Source organism: [Eubacterium] eligens ATCC 27750 (genome assembly GCF_000146185.1).
GTDB lineage: Bacteria > Bacillota > Clostridia > Lachnospirales > Lachnospiraceae > Lachnospira > Lachnospira eligens.
The window spans coordinates 156,988-175,691 of sequence record NC_012778.1; the positions used below are offsets into that span (position 1 = coordinate 156,988).

At 35.3% G+C, this 18,704-nt stretch carries 16 protein-coding genes; 15 read left to right on the forward strand and 1 reads right to left on the reverse strand.

The genetic code is table 11. The annotated features are described in order from the left end of the window. Positions 1-29: 29 nt before the first annotated feature. The 11 genes from EUBELI_RS00660 (at position 30) to EUBELI_RS00710 (ending at position 11,903) form a co-directional block, all read left to right on the forward strand. Positions 30-1,025: a glycosyltransferase family 2 protein gene (locus EUBELI_RS00660; protein ID WP_041687859.1), complete on the forward strand. Its 996-nt coding sequence runs from the start codon at positions 30-32 to the stop codon at positions 1,023-1,025. A 19-nt stretch (positions 1,026-1,044) separates the two neighbouring features. After that, positions 1,045-2,127, forward strand: coding sequence for an acyltransferase (locus EUBELI_RS00665; protein ID WP_012738408.1), 1,083 nt, complete (start codon positions 1,045-1,047; stop codon positions 2,125-2,127). A gap of 146 nt (positions 2,128-2,273) precedes the next feature. Beyond that, positions 2,274-2,642: a hypothetical protein gene (locus tag EUBELI_RS00670; protein ID WP_041687860.1), complete on the forward strand. Its 369-nt coding sequence runs from the start codon at positions 2,274-2,276 to the stop codon at positions 2,640-2,642. A 54-nt stretch (positions 2,643-2,696) separates the two neighbouring features. After that, on the forward strand, positions 2,697-2,957 hold the full coding sequence (locus tag EUBELI_RS14305) for a hypothetical protein (RefSeq protein WP_012738410.1): 261 nt from the start codon (positions 2,697-2,699) through the stop codon (positions 2,955-2,957). 154 nt (positions 2,958-3,111) lie between these two features. Beyond that, a complete protein-coding gene (locus tag EUBELI_RS00680) occupies positions 3,112-4,542 on the forward strand; it encodes a sugar transferase (protein ID WP_012738411.1) in 1,431 nt (476 codons plus the stop codon). A 10-nt stretch (positions 4,543-4,552) separates the two neighbouring features. Continuing rightward, positions 4,553-6,034, forward strand: a complete 1,482-nt coding sequence (locus EUBELI_RS00685) for an LCP family protein (protein WP_041687862.1) — start codon at positions 4,553-4,555, stop codon at positions 6,032-6,034. Between the two features lie 29 nt (positions 6,035-6,063). Further along, on the forward strand, positions 6,064-7,827 hold the full coding sequence (locus EUBELI_RS00690; RefSeq protein WP_012738413.1) for a DUF4012 domain-containing protein: 1,764 nt from the start codon (positions 6,064-6,066) through the stop codon (positions 7,825-7,827). A 62-nt stretch (positions 7,828-7,889) separates the two neighbouring features. Then, positions 7,890-8,411: a DUF6512 family protein gene (locus EUBELI_RS13480; protein ID WP_148231321.1), complete on the forward strand. Its 522-nt coding sequence runs from the start codon at positions 7,890-7,892 to the stop codon at positions 8,409-8,411. Positions 8,412-8,528: 117 nt separating this feature from the next. Further along, complete coding sequence (locus tag EUBELI_RS00700; RefSeq protein WP_012738415.1) at positions 8,529-8,897, forward strand: GntR family transcriptional regulator; 369 nt, start codon at positions 8,529-8,531, stop codon at positions 8,895-8,897. Then, complete coding sequence (locus EUBELI_RS00705; protein WP_012738416.1) at positions 8,894-9,805, forward strand: ABC transporter ATP-binding protein; 912 nt, start codon at positions 8,894-8,896, stop codon at positions 9,803-9,805. Before EUBELI_RS00700 ends, EUBELI_RS00705 begins: the two co-directional genes overlap by 4 nt. Continuing rightward, positions 9,798-11,903, forward strand: coding sequence for an ABC-2 family transporter permease (locus tag EUBELI_RS00710; protein ID WP_012738417.1), 2,106 nt, complete (start codon positions 9,798-9,800; stop codon positions 11,901-11,903). Before EUBELI_RS00705 ends, EUBELI_RS00710 begins: the two co-directional genes overlap by 8 nt. Positions 11,904-12,094: 191 nt before the next feature. Here EUBELI_RS00710 and EUBELI_RS00715 read toward each other — a convergent pair whose 3' ends face one another. Beyond that, a complete protein-coding gene (locus EUBELI_RS00715) occupies positions 12,095-12,349 on the reverse strand; it encodes a hypothetical protein (protein WP_012738418.1) in 255 nt (84 codons plus the stop codon). Between the two features lie 127 nt (positions 12,350-12,476). Here EUBELI_RS00715 and EUBELI_RS00720 point away from each other — a divergent pair, with 127 nt between their 5' ends. From EUBELI_RS00720 to EUBELI_RS00735, 4 genes are all read left to right on the forward strand, one after another. Beyond that, positions 12,477-13,217: a glycosyltransferase family 2 protein gene (locus tag EUBELI_RS00720; RefSeq protein ID WP_012738419.1), complete on the forward strand. Its 741-nt coding sequence runs from the start codon at positions 12,477-12,479 to the stop codon at positions 13,215-13,217. Positions 13,218-13,257: 40 nt separating this feature from the next. Next, positions 13,258-15,072: a glycoside hydrolase family 25 protein gene (locus tag EUBELI_RS00725; protein ID WP_012738420.1), complete on the forward strand. Its 1,815-nt coding sequence runs from the start codon at positions 13,258-13,260 to the stop codon at positions 15,070-15,072. An 81-nt stretch (positions 15,073-15,153) separates the two neighbouring features. Beyond that, positions 15,154-17,142: a glycoside hydrolase family 25 protein gene (locus EUBELI_RS13485; protein ID WP_012738421.1), complete on the forward strand. Its 1,989-nt coding sequence runs from the start codon at positions 15,154-15,156 to the stop codon at positions 17,140-17,142. A gap of 85 nt (positions 17,143-17,227) precedes the next feature. Further along, a complete protein-coding gene (locus EUBELI_RS00735) occupies positions 17,228-18,679 on the forward strand; it encodes a hypothetical protein (protein ID WP_041687863.1) in 1,452 nt (483 codons plus the stop codon). Positions 18,680-18,704 lie beyond the last annotated feature (25 nt).

The window sequence follows — 18,704 nt, forward strand, 5'->3', positions numbered from 1 at the left end:
TGGTATTAGGTAAAGTGGAGAAAAGTAAAGTGAAACAGACAGATATTAGTGTAATTATACCTGCACATAATGCATCCGATTATATCGAAAGAGCTATAAAAAGTATTATTACGCAGACAGATATGTCGTGGGAGATTATTATTGTAGAGAATGGTTCAACGGATGATACATATATTAAAAGTATGAAATATGCTGAAAAATATTCTAATATAAATATCTTCCAAAGTGAAAAAGGTGTATCAAAGGCACGTAATTATGGATTGAAAAAAGCAACAGGAAAATGGATATGTTTTTTGGATGCAGATGATTATATTTATCCAGATGCTTTTAATGAGATTTATAAATATATGGAAGATGAATCGGATTTGATATTATTTGGTCATAATAGTGAGACACATATGGTAAAAGGTAAATGTGTTAAATTTGATGGCAACGAGGAATATCAGAATTTAAGATGTGAAATGATAAAAAATCCTACACAGAATATGACAGTCTGGGGAAAGCTTTTCAAACATCAGATTATTGAAAAGAATAAAATTGAATTTGATGAACAATTGGAACTGGCAGAAGATAGTGATTTTACATTTCGATATATGCAGAATGCATCGAAAGCATTAAGAATTACTTCACAATTATATCATTACTCTAAAGATAATGCATCAACAGTTAGAACATACAAAGCAGGATCGGAAGAAAAGTACATTAAGTCTTTAAATCATACGAAAGAATATACGATAAAGGATACTAAGGAAATACAAGAAGCTTATAATCAGTATATAATAGCTAATTTATTGATTATATTAGTGCATGATATATATTGTCACGAGAATCCTGAATCATCAAAACAAAGAAGAAATCATTTAAAGAAGTTAGTGCGGGAAAATATTTTTTCAGAAGCAATTAAAAATATAAAATTTAGTGATTGCAGGAACATCAGGATGATACCAGCATTATGTCTCAAACTAAAAATGTATTTCTTAACTATTATTATGATTAAAATAAGAGTGTACCAGAATACAAAATGAATAAAAGGGACTTTATGATATGACAAATAATAGAATTATAAAGCTTGATATAGCGAGAACATTTGCAATAATATGTGTTGTTCTTTGCCATTGCAGCCAGATGGTATATACACAGCAAAGTGTGCTTATAAAAGACCTTGGCTTTATGTCACGAGTATTTTTTATGGCAACATTTACTATAGGAAGGTTGGGAGTTCCGATATTTTTATATCTTTCAGGAGTTTTACTGTTGGAAAAATCAATAGAAAAAGATGAAGATATATTCCGTTTTTATAAAAATAATTTATTACCATTATTAATTGTTAATGAAGTATGGATTGTGATATACAATGTATATAATATTTTTGTCCTAAAAGGAACTTTTTTAGTGACGAATTTTATAAAGGAATTACTGCTTTTAAAAAATTCAGACATGTTAAATATGTGGTATATGCCAATGATAATTGGTGTATATATTGGAGTTCCATTTTTAGCTAAAATTGTTAAAAGTTTTTCTTTTAAATCATTTAAACCTATTATGATTGTTATGTTTATTTTCTTTTTTATTGTACCAGCATTGAATGTGTTTTCATCCATATTTGGTATTAACCAGACATTTGGTTCAGGGATGAATGTGGCATACATGGGGGGTACATACGGTTTATATCTTCTTGTGGGGTATTACATATATAATAGGAAATGTGACAGATTGAAAAATTGGATGCTGGTAGTTTTATCTTTAATTAGTTTCTTTATTATTTTATATGTTGAAGTTTATTCTTTATATAATGCATATGGATCTATATATTATGTATGGTATGATTTTCCTTTTCTGTTAATATGTACGGGGGGTTTATTTGTTCTTTTTACAAGAATTAAAGATGAATATGTAAATAAAAACATAGCCAGATTATTTACATATATAAGCAGAATAAGTATGGGGATATATTTTGTACATAGCTTGATAATATTGGCAGAGATAAAATATATAGGGCAAATGACTGGAAAATTATCATTAGATGTTTTTCTTCTTATGGCAATTACGATTATTACATCAGTGTTTATTGTGTGGATTTTTAGCAAGAATAGATGTTTGAGAAAATATATGTTTATGATAAAATAGAATAGGAGAAAAAATGGGAGAGAACATAAAATCGAAGAGAAATTCTAATATAGAATTATTAAGAATACTTGCAATGCTGATGATTATTGTATATTTTTACATTGCGTAAATTATCAGCTTACAGATTTCACAAGTGATAATTCTACATGGCAGTATTTTGTCAATACTGTATGTATAAAAAATTATTGATTTTAGCTTCAGTTTCTCCCATGTGGCAGATAGGAAATGGAATATTTATACTTATATCAGGATATTTTATGGCAAACAAAGGGAAAGATATAGATTTGACAAAGATGTCGAAGAAACTTTTAATACAAATGGGATTTACATCAATAACATTAACAGTTATGTCTATGATATATAGTTTTGTTTCACAGAGCCATCAAGCTAAAATACTGAATTTTAATATATTTAATGACATGGCATGGTTTATAGGATATTATTTTGCAGTCATTGTTTTGGTAAAAGTTTCCTTAACAATTGGTTTTCTAAATGGAATCAAAAGAATTAAATGATGTTTATAATGGTTACATTTACTATGACTCAGATTGGATGAATTATTCCGTAGAATGGCAATTAAGACAAGCAGAGTGATAAATTATTTAGGAGCATCTACATTCATGGTTTATCTTATTCATGATAATCAATTCTTTTATGATATCTGGCGTAATTTGGATTGGCTTGCAATTTTACATAATAATCCAGGATTATATATAATCAAAAATATTTACTGGGTGATTATAATGTTTGCTTTAGGCGTGGCATCATATACTGCCTATATATTAATTGAAAAATTGTTTAAGCTAATTAAACCTATTGCGATAAAATAATTATAAAAGGTGTCAGGTAGCAATTATTGCCTGACACCTTTTTAACATTTAATTAGCTTGCGAACTCATTATAGATGTTGTAAAATTACAATAAATATGTCAAAAAATGATATATTGATTATGGTGCATAACTAATGGAGGTTATATATTATATATGTTTGAATATACTAATAAAACAAGAGACAATATACAGAATATGATATTGTTCTTTACGGATTCGCTATGTATGCTGCTTGCTTATTACATATCGGGTGTTTTGTGGCTTATAGCATACAGGAAATATAGTGTTTATGATACTTTGAGCATGTTGAGGGGTAGCTTTGTAACAGTATTGTTTGCAGTTATTATTACAGCTTTGTTTGTTAATGTAAGCTCAGATTTTGTAATAAGAGGGAAGTTTGAGGAATTAAAGTCTGTATTACAGAAGTCACTGGTATTTGCAGCGTGCGTGGCTGTATATGAATTGATTAGAAAGACATCGGAGATACCAAGAGGTGTATATATATTTACTATTATAGTTGGCGGGATTCTTATGTATCTCACCCGTTACATAGTAAAATGGTATCTTGTTGCACGTAATAAGAGCAAAATGCATGCATCAAGAGTTATTCTTGTTACGATGAAAGACAGGGCTCAGCTTGATGTCAAGCTTATTAATAAGGATGAAGACTGGGTAAGAACTGTCGCTGGTATTGTTATAGTTGATGACAATATGGTTGGAGAAGAATTTGAAGGTATTAATGTTGTAGCTAATACACATACCATGATGCGATATATCAAGAATGAAGTTGTTGATGAAGTATTTATTGATCTTGATTATAAACTCAGGGAACAGATAAGACCTATGGTTATGGAGCTTGAAGACATGGGCATTATGGTTCATTTAAGAGTTGAAGTGCTGGACAGCTTTAAGGATTTCGATACATCGCTTGGACATCTTGGAAGGATACCTGTTATTACATTTGCTAACAGAATCTTTGATTACAAGGAACTGCTTGTTAAGAGATGCATAGATATTTTTGGTGGGATAATCGGAATTGTTATTATGTTTATTGCTATGATTTTCGTAGCACCAGCATTAAAGCTTGAGTCTAAGGGTCCTCTATTTTTTAAACAGAAGAGAGTTGGAAAGAACGGAAGATATTTCTACATATATAAGTTCAGGTCAATGTATGTTGATGCTGAGGACAGGCTTAAGGATTTGATGGAGCAGAATGAGATGTCAGGTCTTATGTTTAAGATGACTGATGATCCAAGAATTACCAAGGTTGGTAAATTTATAAGAAAAACAAGTATTGATGAATTACCGCAGTTCATTAACGTGTTAAAGGGTGACATGAGTCTTGTAGGAACAAGACCGCCTACGGTTAATGAGTTCAAGCAGTATGAAGGACACCATAAGAGAAGACTTTCAATGAAGCCGGGGCTGACAGGCATGTGGCAGGCATACGGAAGGAATACTGTTCAGGATTTTGAAGATGTTGTTAAAATGGATCTTGAATATATAGACAATTGGAACATAGGACTGGATTTCAGAATAATATTTAAGACAATACTTACAGTAATTACTGTTGGTGGCAAGTAAGGTTTGGATTATGAGTAGTAAAACAGCGAAAAAGCGTAAGAAGAAAAATAGTCAGGCATTGATGATATCAGGACTTGTATTATCAGCAGTACAGTTTATTGTGTCTGTAGTGATGATAGTATTTATACATTATATTGGATTGATTCCAACATCAATTAAGGTAGCAGCAGGAATTATTCTGATAGGATGTTCTCTTATCACAGCAATAACACAGAGGTGGAAAGTACTAGGTATAATAACTAAAGTATTATCTGTAATACTTTCTGTAATTATGGTTGTTGGATGTGCATACCTTGGATTCACAAGGGGATATCTTGGAAAGATGACTGGTAAAAAGACACAGACAGATATTGTTGGTGTATATGTTTTGTCAGGCGATGTAGCACAGAGTCTTGAAGAGATAAATGGATATACATGTGGCAGAATTCCTACGCTGGATTCAGACAATCTTGAGAAAATGCTTGATGATATCAGCAATAAAGATGTAGCACTTTCTTATAAAGATTATACATCTATTATGGATGCTGTGGATGCACTTTTGAATAAGGAAGTTAAATCCATAATAATCAATGAAAGTTATCTGGGCGTTTTTGAGGATATGGATGGTTATGAGAATCTTGAAAGCAGAATCAGATGTATATATAGTGAAAAGTATGTAACGCAGGTAGAAGACAGCAATTCTAAGTACATGAGTAATGAGAATGTAATAGGAATATATATAAGCGGAATAGATACTTCTGGACCTCCTAATACAACAAGCAGAAGTGATGTTAATATTCTGTTGTTTATGAATACTAAGACACATCAGATTCTTATGATTAATACACCAAGGGATTATTATGTTCCGTTAAGTATATCTAATGGTGTGAGAGATAAGCTTACACATGCCGGAATATATGGAATAGATTGTTCAAGAGAAACATTGGAAATGTTGTATGGAATTAACGTTGAATATTACCTTAAGGTTAATTTCACAGGATTTCTTAATGTAATAGATGCTTTAGGAGGAGTTGACATAACATTAGATTATGATGCAACGCTTTCACAGACTGGCAATCTTACGGTTCATAAAGGTGTTAATCATTTTAATGCACAGCAGGCACTTACTTTCTCAAGAGAAAGACATGCATATGCTGACGGAGACAGACAGCGTGGAAAGAATCAGATGATGGTTATTAACGCTGTAATCAAGAAGATGGCATCACCAAGTATGATAACTAATTACACATCAATCCTTAATACTGTATCGGACAATATGATTACTAATATGTCATACGATAAGATATCTGAACTGGCACAGTTACAGATTAGCAAGAATATTGACTGGGATATCCAGAGTTATAGTGTAAGTGGTGAAGGCGCATCTGCGACAACATTCTCTGCAGGAAAGCAGAAGCTGTATGTCATGGTACCTTATGAAGATCAGGTAAAGCAGGCAACGGCATATCTTGAGCAGATGTGCAGGGATGAGATTATAAATGTTAGTGAGTAGATGACGAGTAAATAAAAGAAGGTACATACATGAATTCAAGAAAAGAAAGTGGATTTACATATATAGTGAGAACTGCATTTTGTTATGCGTTATCTATACTGATTGCAATAGCATTTATTACGATTGTAAGCATGGGGCTGGATACGATGCAGATGGCGGGAAAAGCAAAGAGTCTGAAGGCTGATCTTGGAGAACTGACAGCGAGTATAAATGAGAAAGACTTTGAGAGAGCTGATGTGGCGACTGATAAGCTTGACAGTACCGTTGATGATATAGATGAACTGCTTGCTGGAAAGACATGGAGAACGGCAGCAAAGATGCCGGTTGTGGGTGAATATGTTGGTGCAGTAGACAGTCTGGTTGATATTGTGAAGATTGCTACAGGAAGAATGATAAAGCCAGCTCTGACTGTAATACAGGATTATCCGCTTGATTCTATAAAGGTTGGGGATGAGGGCTTTAATACATATACCATGGAAGCATACATAGGACTTCTGGAGGAACTGAATCCGGCAATTAATGATATTATAGGTTATCTGGATGATATTAATATTCCGGATAGTCTTGGTGGCAAGGTTACTGAGTATACAGATAAGATGACATTGATTACGGATGCATATGCAGTAGCAGAAGATTATCTGCCATTGCTTAAGGCATTTCTTGGTGGTGGAAGTGACAGGACATACCTTCTTGCAGCACAGAACTCAACAGAGATTCGTGCGGGTGGTGGTTTCCCTGGTTCAATAGGTACAATAACGATTGTTGATGGAGTTCTTACAATTGGTGATTTTAACAGTGTGTATGATGTGCTGCCTTATGGTACTCCGGCATCGGTTGGACCAAGTGAGTTAGAGAATACATTATTTGGAAACTGGATGCATTATCCAAGAGATGCAAGTTTTAATCCTGATTTTGAGAGAGTTGCTGAAATTTGGGCTAAAGCATACGGTAATAAGAGTAATACAACTGTTGATGGCGTAATATCGCTTACTCCAACTATAATCCAGAGACTTCTTAGCTATATGGGAGAAGTACAGTTATCTGACGGAACAGTCCTTAATGGTGAGAATGCAACACAGATGTTACAGCATGACTTGTATTACAAGTATTTTAATAATGCATCATATACAGACGGTACTAATGATGTGGTAGATTCACTCTTTGCTGAGACAGCCAAGACAACTATGAGCAGACTGGTAGATGATTTTGACCTTAACAAGATTGCAGGTTATTTGTCAGTGTTTAATGCCGGTGCAGAAGACAGAACAATTATGATGTGGATGGCAGATGAAACAGAACAGCAATATGTCAGGGATGTGGGCTGCTCAGGAGGACTTAATGATAATCCTGAGAATCCGGAAATTGGTGTATACATCAGTGGTTCAGACCCATGTAAGCTTGGATGGTATGTGAATGTCAACACGCAGATTGGAGAAGCACAGGTTAATGAAGATGGAACGAGAACATATGATGTAACAGTAACTGTTGAGAATACTATTGATAATAATACAATCAAGACAGCTGGCACTTATATCCTTGGAAGCTATGAGGGCGCATGGAGAGGCTATATACATCTTTTCGCACCAGCAGGCGGAACAATATCTGATGTAAAGGCAGACAGCAACGGTGGATTTAGAAAGTCCAAGTATGAAAATCTCGAAGTTGCTTATAATCTTAACGTTATGATATATCCACAGAAGTCAATGAATATAACTTATAAGGTTACGACAGCTGAGGGAGTTACTACTGTCCCTAAAGTCAGCATGACACCTACATTGCAGGGATACAGATAATGAATACCGAGCTCCTTACCTGCATATACTTCTATTATTCAACAATAATGGAGGTGTGCATTGTGAACAGAGTAATCAAAAAACTTAATATAACCATGATAATAGGGATTCTGGCAGTATGGGTGTCAGGATCCTTATTTCATTTTGTGTATGACTGGACTGGACATAACACATTGGTCGGGCTGTTCTTTCCAACCAATGAATCTACATGGGAGCATATGAAGCTGGCGTTTCTGCCAATGAATCTGTATGGAATATATACATGGTATGCCTTAAAGGATAGATTTGCAGCAAGCGGTTTTGCAATTCTTCTTGGCGCAAATGTGGCAACATGGGCAATTCCGTTTCTGTACTACACATATATGGGAGTTCTTGGATTTTCAAAAATGTGGCTTGATATTGCAACATTTTTTGTGGCAGTGCTAACCGGTTTTGCTGTGGAGTATCATGTGTTAAGACATGCCGGGCATGAGAGCTTTGTACTTGGAACATGGATTATGGCAATTGTTGATTTTGTGATGGCAGCAGCATTTGTTTCATGCTCATATGGCGCGCCTGCGCTTGGCATATTTGCAAAACCTTAAAAATAACAGTTGACAATATCTAATTATAATAGTATGCTACAACTGTACTAATTAACATAGTACAGTTACTACACAAGCTTGTAACCAGTTTAAATAATACACAGAAAGGAAAGGAACATGTTCACTATAGATGTCATGTCGCGAGTGCCAGTCTATGAACAGCTTATTAAGCAGGTGGAAGACCAGGTGCTTAAAGGAATTATGAAGGAAGGCGATAAGATGCCGTCGGTACGGTCGCTATCGATGGAGCTGTCTACTAATCCGAATACAATCCAGAAAGCATACATGGAGTTGGACAGAAGAGGAATTCTGGTGAGTGTACCGGGAAAGGGTTCTTTTATATCGGCAGAGGCGTTAAAGATTGTCGGTAATCAGTCTAAGGAAAAGCTGTCAGATCTTAAGGAGATTGTAAGAAAGCTTGCATACGCAGGGGTGAGTAAGAGTGAGATAACAGATATGATTGAGGAGGTTTATAAGAAAATATGATAGAGGTAAAAGGTGTTACTAAATCATTTGATGACTTTACAGCACTTGACAATGTTACCTGTAATATAGCGGAGGGCTGTATATATGGTATGGTTGGTTCTAACGGTGCAGGAAAGTCTACGCTGCTAAGAGTTCTGTCAGGTATATATAAGGCAGATAAGGGAGAAGCAATAATCGATGGAATTAATGTATATGAGAATACATACATGAAGAATAAGCTGGTGTTCGTTGCAGATGAATTATTCTTTCTTGCAGGTGCGAACATGAAGAGCATGGCTAAGTTCTATAGTTCAATATATGATAATTTTGATATGGACAGATTCGCAGAACTTACGAAAACATTTGGACTTGATCCATCTAAGAGTATATCAAACTTTTCAAAAGGAATGAAGAGACAGGCAGCTATAATACTTGCGCTTTCAACAAGAGCTAAGTATATGTTCTTTGATGAAACATTTGACGGACTTGATCCTGTTATGCGTAATCTTGTCAAGAAGTTAATATGTGGTGATGTTGCAGAAAATAACGCTACTGTTATAGTCACATCACATTCATTAAGAGAATTGGAAGACTTATGCGATCATTTGTCACTTCTTCATAAAGGCGGGCTGGTGCTTGACAGCGATGTATTTGAACTAAAGACGAGTCAGTTCAAGGTACAGGTAGCTTTTAAGGATGATTTTGATGAGAGTAAGTTTGAGGGCATTAGAATTACAAGATACCGTCAGGAGGGGTCAGTTGCCAACATGATAGTAAGTGGCGACAGGGAACAGACCATGGACATTATAAATGCCATGAATCCGGTAGTATTTGATGTCCTCCCACTTACGCTTGAAGAAGTATTTACTTATGAGATGGAAGCACTTGGTTATACATTTGATGTGAAGGGGGATAAGACGCATGAATAATAAGAAAGTATTCAGCTTTCATATGTTTTTACAGACATTGAAGCAGACAAGACTTGCGGGCTTTATAATGATGGCGGTAATTACACTTATATCAGTTGTACCGATTATTTCATCATTAAGCTATATTAAAGAATATAAACAGGTTAATAATGTAGGTGGAATTTCAGGAAATTATTTTCTGGTATTAGTATTCATAATTGTTGTACCTGTTATATCATTGATAGTATGGAGTTTTCTTAATAAGAGAAGCAGCAGTGATTTTTACCATTCAATTCCATATACAAGATTGTGCATATATCTTAGCAAGACAGCAGCAATACTTACATGGATTGCCGGAATACTCGTTGTGTCATATGTATCACAGGCTGTTTTATTCATGGCTAACAGGCAGTATTTTAACGTGGATTATGCAACAATGTTCAGGATGTATCTTTCGATATTTATATGCAGCCTTTTATGCATGGCAATTATAAATGTATCAATATCCATTACAGGAAACATATTAAGCAATATATGTGTTACAGGACTTATAATGTTTCTTCCAAGATTTATTGCGTTAATGGTTACAGAACTGACTGTGTTTCATGGAGAAACTTACATGATAAGTAACAGTGGTGTGGGGTTACTTGATTCTTCCAACAATATGATTGTTGGCTGGGTATTTTCTGTATTTGATATATACAATGGTCCATCAGGAATAGCAGATATGGTTCTCAGCCTTACAAGTAACTTATATACACTCGTGCTTGCACTTATATATATAGCGCTTGGCGCACTTCTCTTTGTAAAGAGAAAAAGTGAGACAGCAGGAAAAGCAGCTAATGGAAAGGTTCTGCCAATGATTATCAGAACACTTATCGGCTTTTCAATTGCGTTTATAGGTGTAATGATAGCATATACAAGTATAGATAATGATGAGACAATAGCAGTTGTTGTGCTGTTTATTGTAAGTGCATTGGTTGTGTTTGTTTATGAATGTATAGTAAGTAAGAAGATGAATGTTATAAAGCAGTGTATTCCATCAATTCTTCTTGGATATGTTCTTGCAGTGGTAATTGGAACAGGAGCTAATTCATTTGGCAAATATGAGGCATCGTACGAACCGGATGCTTCAAAACTTGCGTATGTATCAATACAGCCAATGGATATGTACTATGCTTCAGATAACGGATATTTCAGTTCTATATCATCGAAGGTTCAGTTTACAGATGAAGAGATTCTCAAATATGTATCAGAGAAATTTGGCGCATATAAAGATAAATGTATATCAAATGGTGTTCATAATTATATTTATAATGGCAGAGGCTCAGTGACTAATTATAAGGTTGGTTTCAGACAGAATGGTGTTACACATTACAGAAGGATTCAGCTTACAGACAGTGATGCCAATAAACTATCAAGTCTGTTAAAGAAGGATGAGAAATTTGTTAAGGCATATATGGACCTTCCGGATAGTGACAAGATTTCTGTTAATTATATAACAGGTAATATGGAGGATTCTGACTGTAAAGATATATATGAAACAATTACAAGTGAAATTAAACAGATTGGTTTTGAGAAATGGTATCAGACAGTTACTTCAGATGTTGATACATTCTTGATGTCAGTACGCTTTTCGAAAAAAGGCGTTACTTATGATATGGTTCTTCCAATCAGTAAGAATATGCCACAATCTTATAATAAGTATATTGGTATACGGAATGAATATGCCATTAGGAATAATGAAAAAGAGCTTGGGACAATGAGCGATATTTTAAAGCAGTATTTAAATGACAGTTCCAGAACATGGGATAAATATACTAGTGGATATGAAACTCTTTCAGCAGTTCTTGTATATAATGATACCAGAACATATATTAATATGGATTCATATGTAAGAAAAGATGAAGAAAAAGCACAAAAAGTATTAAATGGACTTATAGAGTCCCTTGACAAGAAGAATTTTAATAAAAATATAAATGCAGATAATCCTTGTATTGTATTGAATTATGAAAAATATAATCCTGACAATGGTGAAACTGTCCTGGCAGATGCTATTATACAGTTAAATGGTTATACAAGGACAGAAGATTATATATCTGATATTGATTATTATTAATTACTTCTTATGTTGAATTAATGTAATATAATAAGTATAAGTAATGGGGTGGTGCGTCGGCATCATCCAATTATTTAAGATAGAAAAGGAACAGGATTATGTACGATTACAATGATGCTGTTGTGGCAGCAGCACTTGACTGTGCCGCAAATAATATATAATTGCAGGTGGTGGGGTGACCCATAATAAAGTCACCCCTGAAAATTGTCACTTGCCTTGCGGTCACATAACTGACTATATATATCAGGACCAAGTCCTGTCTGTAATTCTGTATAGGCTTTTCTTAACTGTTCGTCAGTCATATGCTCACGTTTTCTTTCGATTGCATTAATGCTGTCTAGAATCACTTTGTCCTGATTATCGTGAGTTTCCCAATTATACATAGTTTGCCCTTTTACGATAGATTTATTGTTGTTGTCTGTTGGAAGATTTTCTGAGTTATTCATATCTGTTCTCCTCAATTATTTTTTAGAATCTTCTAATATTATCTGCGTTAATTACGTGTCTATACTTGAAAAAGTCATCATAGCATTGTAATATTAATGAATGTGCAGACACGAGAGGGGAATTTCAATGGTTAATCTGGATGGGATGCTGTCAATAGTTATGCCAGCTTATAATGAGGAAAAGCTTATATATAACAGTATTAAAGAAACACTCAGAATTGTTGAAAAGTTTGTTCCAGAATTAGAGATAGTTGTGGTTAATGATGGCAGCAGGGACAATACGAAATCTGAAATTGAAAAAGCAGTTAAAGAGGACGACAGAGTGCGTATGATAAGTTCTACCAAGAACAGAGGCAAAGGTAATGCTATAATTGCCGGTGTTTCACAGGTGGAAGGAAAGTATGTTGCATTTGTTGATGCAGATCTCGAATTGAATCCATCACAGCTTGAAGGTTATCTTCAAAAAATGCTTGACGATAATAAAGATGTTGTAATTGGATGCAAGTTCCATAAGGATTCCAAGCTGGATTATCCATTTAAGAGAAAGGTTATAAGCATGGGGTATTACATAATGCTGCTTGTGATGTTTCATCTTAATGTAAGGGATACACAGACAGGGCTTAAGGTATTCCGAGTGGAGGCAATCAAGCCGGTGGCACATCTTGTCAGGACATCAGGATTTGCCTATGATATAGAGCTTCTGGTTGCTATACACAGAAGAGGTTTTACGATTGCACAGATGCCAGTTGAAGTTGTATATGTCAGAGATTCGGGTAGCCGACGAATAGGTATGAAAGATATATGGCAGGCATTTATTGATACATGGGCAATATTTGGAAGAGTGTACTTTAAGCATTATTATGATTAAAATACATGTGGTTTAGGAGAATTAGGAGATACGATTAAGAATGAAAGGATTTATTGAAGGTTTAGCAGGTAAGTTAGCAGTAGTATGGAAGTCAGTATTTGTGGCACATGCCAAGATTTGTATTATTACAGGTGCAGTTGCGGTGTCGGGAACTGCGGCAACAGTTACAGGTGTTGAGTATGTTAAACATAATAACACTAAAAATGTTGTGCAGGCACAGGAAACTGAGCATGAGTCTGAGACTGAAACTGAATCAGAAAGACTTGATAAACTTAATAAGATTCTTGCAGAAACTCAGGAAGAAACAGCTGAAGAAGAGAGCTCATCAGTAGAAGAGCTTGAAAGTCTCATGGAGGAAGCACTTTCAAGTGATGATACAACAAGTGAGGAACTTAATCAGATAATTGAAGCTGTTGCAGACAGTGGTGCTGGTCCTGTTGCAGTAAAGGATATAGAAGAGCTTGAGGTAGTTGAAGATAATTCATCAGAGCCATCAAGAGAGGATGCAGAGGTTTCAGATTCAGGAACTGAGGAAACATCAAGTTCTGATCAGATATATGAAGTTAATCAGCTTGTGTATGGTATAGATGTATCAAGATGGCAGGGAGATATAGACTGGTCAAAGGTTGCTGCCGATGGAATTACATTTGCAATGATTAAATGTGGTGGCGGAGATGATGGTTTATACGAAGATAGAAAATTCAAGCAGAATATTCAGGGGGCATTAGCTAACGGTATTCAGGTAGGAATATATTTTTATTCGGGTGCAACAGATGCAAAGACTGCGTATGATGAAGCAAGTTTCTGCATTAATCTTATAAAGGATTATCAGATAACATATCCTGTAGCGTTTGACTGGGAATTAGATGGTGATTATAATTCAGTAACAGAAGCATGTGAGACTTTCTGTAATGTAATAAAGAGTTATGGATATCAGCCAATGGTATATTCTAACAGAAACAGATGGTACAATAACTTTAATGGGGAAAAGCTTTCCAACAAATTCAAAGTATGGATGGCAGCATACTGGAGCGAGTACTATTATACTTCAACACGTTGGACATATGGTGATGACCTTGCAAGCTTTAAATGGCATTATGATATGTGGCAGTATGGTGTAACAGATACTGTTGATGGTATTGATGGATATGTTGATATGAACATTGCATTTTTCGGATATGCCAACTATAAAGTTAATGGTGCACAGGATGCTGCATTGACAGTAACTAATACTAACATAACAAGATATCTGGGACATGATTCGGGAAAGCTCAATGAGGGTGTGGATTTCATGTCAGGAGTTAAAGGAGTTAATTCAATAGGCTATGAGATGGACGTGGATTATGATATAATTAATTCTTCAGGAAATTCAGTTGATGAAGAAGATGCATTATCACAGCCAGGCAGATATACAGTCAGATATTCATTTAAAGACCCGAAATCTGGTAATATAACAAAGGATGCAGTCCTTAATATCGTTGATGTTACAGCAAAATTTGTAACACCGGATATTAATGTACAGTCAGATGTCTCAGGTAGACTTCCGGCAGGTTTCAGCTTTGTAAATGGAGTGTCTGGAACCAACAGCTTATCTGAAAATGCAACACTTACACAGTATGAGGTTATCAAAAGAAATATTGCAACCGGTGAGGAAATAACTATGTCACCGGAGCAGGCACTTGCAAATGTGTACGATGTAAAGAATTATACTTATTCTGTTGTATATTACTTTGATGTGCCAAAGGATGGAACTGTAAAACAGACTGCTGTAATGACAGTTATAGTAAAGGAAACAGAAACAGAAAAAGAAACTCAGAAGGAGACAACGGAAGAGACGGTAATTAACAATAAATAATAACAACGGGTTACAAACGGCGCTATCATATGAAATGTAGCGCCGTTATTGAGATTATACAACTTTTAAAATGGAGAAAAAATGTTTTCATTAAAGAAATTATTTAAGAAAGATACAATAAGTGAACAGGAAGTTGTTTCTCAGGATAGTGAGTATGAGATATTAGAGATTACAGAACTTTCTTTTATACAGACAGCAAAGATATGGCTTCAGAATTTTTTCAGGGTAAAGAAGCATGTTATTATAACGGCTGTAAGTGGTGGTGCTGTTGTTGTGGCAGTTGCCGGAATAGTTATTACGGTGTCAGTTGTCAGTCGTATTGGGAAGCAGAAAAGTACTGATGTTGCAGCAGCAATAGAAGATACATCAACACAGATGGAAACAGCAGAAGAAATGAAAGCACCAGTTTTGTCACTTTATCTGGAGGCGGTAGCAGATGAAAATACTATTACTGCAAGTGTGTATGGCGAAGATGGAGAGATTCTTTCAGGACATAATCTTGTATTTAACCTTTTAAGTGGAAGTAAAGAAGATAATGAAGAGCAGATTGAAAAACTGAAGTCTGCATATGCAGGACAGAATGTTGAGGATGTTGATAAGGAAGTTTATGAAGATGATGACAAGGATGGTACAGTTCTTATGCCGGATCTTGAAACGGGAACATACACTTTGGTAGTGCAGGCTGAGGAAGGGTATAAGACTCCGGATGCAGCAGAAGCGACAGTTGAGACATTTGCAGTAATGGATGACATTATGGAAAAGGTTGTGGCAGATTCAGCTGCTACACAGAAAGAGGATCCATCAAAGAACCGTTCTAATTCTTCACCTGCAGTTTCTGTACCTGAAACAACAGCTTCAGCAGGGGAAGTCAATGTTACTGTTTTAAAGAAATCGGGTGACAATATAATCTATAAGATAACAGGCAGAAGTACAATGCAGCTTACGGACGATGAAGCTGCCAGATATACAGCTGGCCCTGTTTTAATAGATGATCATAGTGTGTCTGCATATTCAGGATACATATATGAAACAGGAAAGATTCAGATAACAGGAGGACAGGCAGATGTTGTAACAAAATTCCTTGTACCTGAGCGAAATATTAGTGCTGAAAATGTTGAGATGATTAATAATACAACAGTATTTGCAGATAATCTTAAGGAAACTGCAGCAGGAACTAAAGAAACACAGAGTGAAACAAAGACAACAGGTGAGAGTACTAAATCAGAAGAAACTTCTAAAACAGAAGAAACTACTAAGGGAGAAAATACTAAACCATCTGATAATCAGAGTATGGCAGCCAGAAAAAATTATGTCCTTCTTTCATTAGAAGCTGAGACAGAGACTGTATATGCTGATGGATGGCAGAATATACAGGGGAAAACATATTATTTCAGAAATTCGCAGGCGGTTACGGGATGGAATCAGATTGACGCATTACAATATTATTTTAATGGAGACGGTTCGCTTGGCTCACATCTGGTAATAGATGTATCTACTTATAACGGAGATATTGACTGGAATCGCGTTAAGGCAGCAGGAATTGACTATGCAATTATACGTGTAGGCTACAGGGGATATGAGACTGCAAGACTGGTAAAGGATAAACGATTTGATACAAACATGAGGAATGCAACAGCAGCAGGTGTCAAAGTTGGAGCCTATATTGTTACTCAGGCGGTTAATACTAATGAAGCTGTTGAAGAGGCAAGTTTTATTATATCTGCATGTAGTGGGTATAATGTATCTCTTCCGCTGGCAATAGATGTAGAGAGTGCAGGAAATGGAAGCGGAAGAGGAGATAAAATATCGGTTGCGGAAAGAACGGCTGTTATTAATGCATTTGTACAGACGATAAGGGGTGCCGGGTATTCGGCAATGGTATATGCTAATAAAGACTGGATGACTAACAGAATCAATGCAGGAGGACTTGCTTCTGGAAGTACTGTATGGCTTGCACAGTATAGAAGCAGCTGCACTTATGGTGGAAGCTACCAGATGTGGCAGTTTACAGAGTCAGGTTCTATACCGGGCATTTCTGGAAATGTAGATATGAGTGCATGGAAATATTAAAAAGGTGACAATTCTTTAACATAGTGATATAATTATACGAAGTGTTTATTTAAATGGATAAATATATGCAGAAATGAGGAGTAATATGAGTAAGAATGATGAACAGTTAGTTAAGCTTATTAAAGATGTTGTTTCTGGTAATCAGGATAAGGAAGTATTCTGCAAGGAATTTTATAAGGAAGTATATGCACTTGTATACCCGGTATTTGGAGATAATAGCAAGAAAGTAACTAGCAGGGCATTTATTTATTTATGTAATAATATTGATAAAATTGATGTTAGTAAAAATATACACAGGCAGGTAGCAACACTTGTATCTGCATTTATGTTTGGACTGATTGACAAGAATACAATTAAAAATAATGTGACCGGATTAGAATATGAATTTAATAGGATTAAGGAAGATGCTGAATTATATAATATTATCAGAGATAATGTTAAAATGTTCAGAAATCCGGCAGATTATGATAATACCAGTGAAGCTATCAGAAGTTTATCCAGAGTACAGACAATCCTTCTTGAACTTTACGGATATGAAATGCATTCTGTTGATGAAATAGAAGAACTGCTTGATGTAGACAGTGCATTTATATGTGAATTAATTGTTAAGACAAAAGCACAGATGCTTGGTGTTGAACTTGAGACAGAAGAATCAGAATATGAAGAAGAGAATGGCTCTGATGATGAGTATGAGGCTGACAGATATGAAACGGAAGATGGTGCCCAGCCTGATGCATTGTATTATGAGTCTGAAGAAACAGACGACGACTCAGAGCCGGAAGATGATGAAAAGTCATATTTTGAAGATGATGATATAGAAGATGATAGTGATGAACATCCATTCAGAAGAACAAAGGCGGATCGTAGCGCTGCAATGAGAAGAGCAGATGCATCAAATCCTGTTGTGAGAAAGCTGGCAGGAGTTGTAGGAAAATTGTTTCCGTCATTATCGCAAGCTGCAAGAAGAATTGTGGTTTATGTAGCTGGAGGCGTTATATTATTTGCAATAGTTTTATGTGTATTTTTATCGGCTGTATTATCAGGTGATTCTAAAACAGCTGCTAAGAAGAATAATAATTCAAACAATACAAGGGTTACAACAGCTGAAACAACAACATCTAAGGAAAAGGTAACTCAGGCTAAAGCTACGAAGAAAGCAGATGATACAACAGCAGCTGATAATGAAGCTGTAAAGGAGACTACAAAGGCTGATGAGTCCACAGAAGAAAATACTAAGAGACCAAATAAAGCAACTATAAAAGATGCTGAGGAAGAGACTGTAGAAGATTCTGCAAGTGGCATAGATGATAATAATGGTGGAGAAGAGGAAAAGGACGAAAAAGAAACAGAGCCATCAACAGAGGCAACAGAAGCCACAACAAAGGTAACAGAGGAAACTGAAGCTACAGAAGAAACAACAAAAGCAACAGAAGCAACAAAAGCAACAGAAACAACAAAAGCAACAGACGAAACAAAGACAACAGAAGCTGTTGATAATACAACTGTTGCGGCAGATGTTAATGCTAATAATAATTAAGTAAATCAGGAGTAAATAATACAGA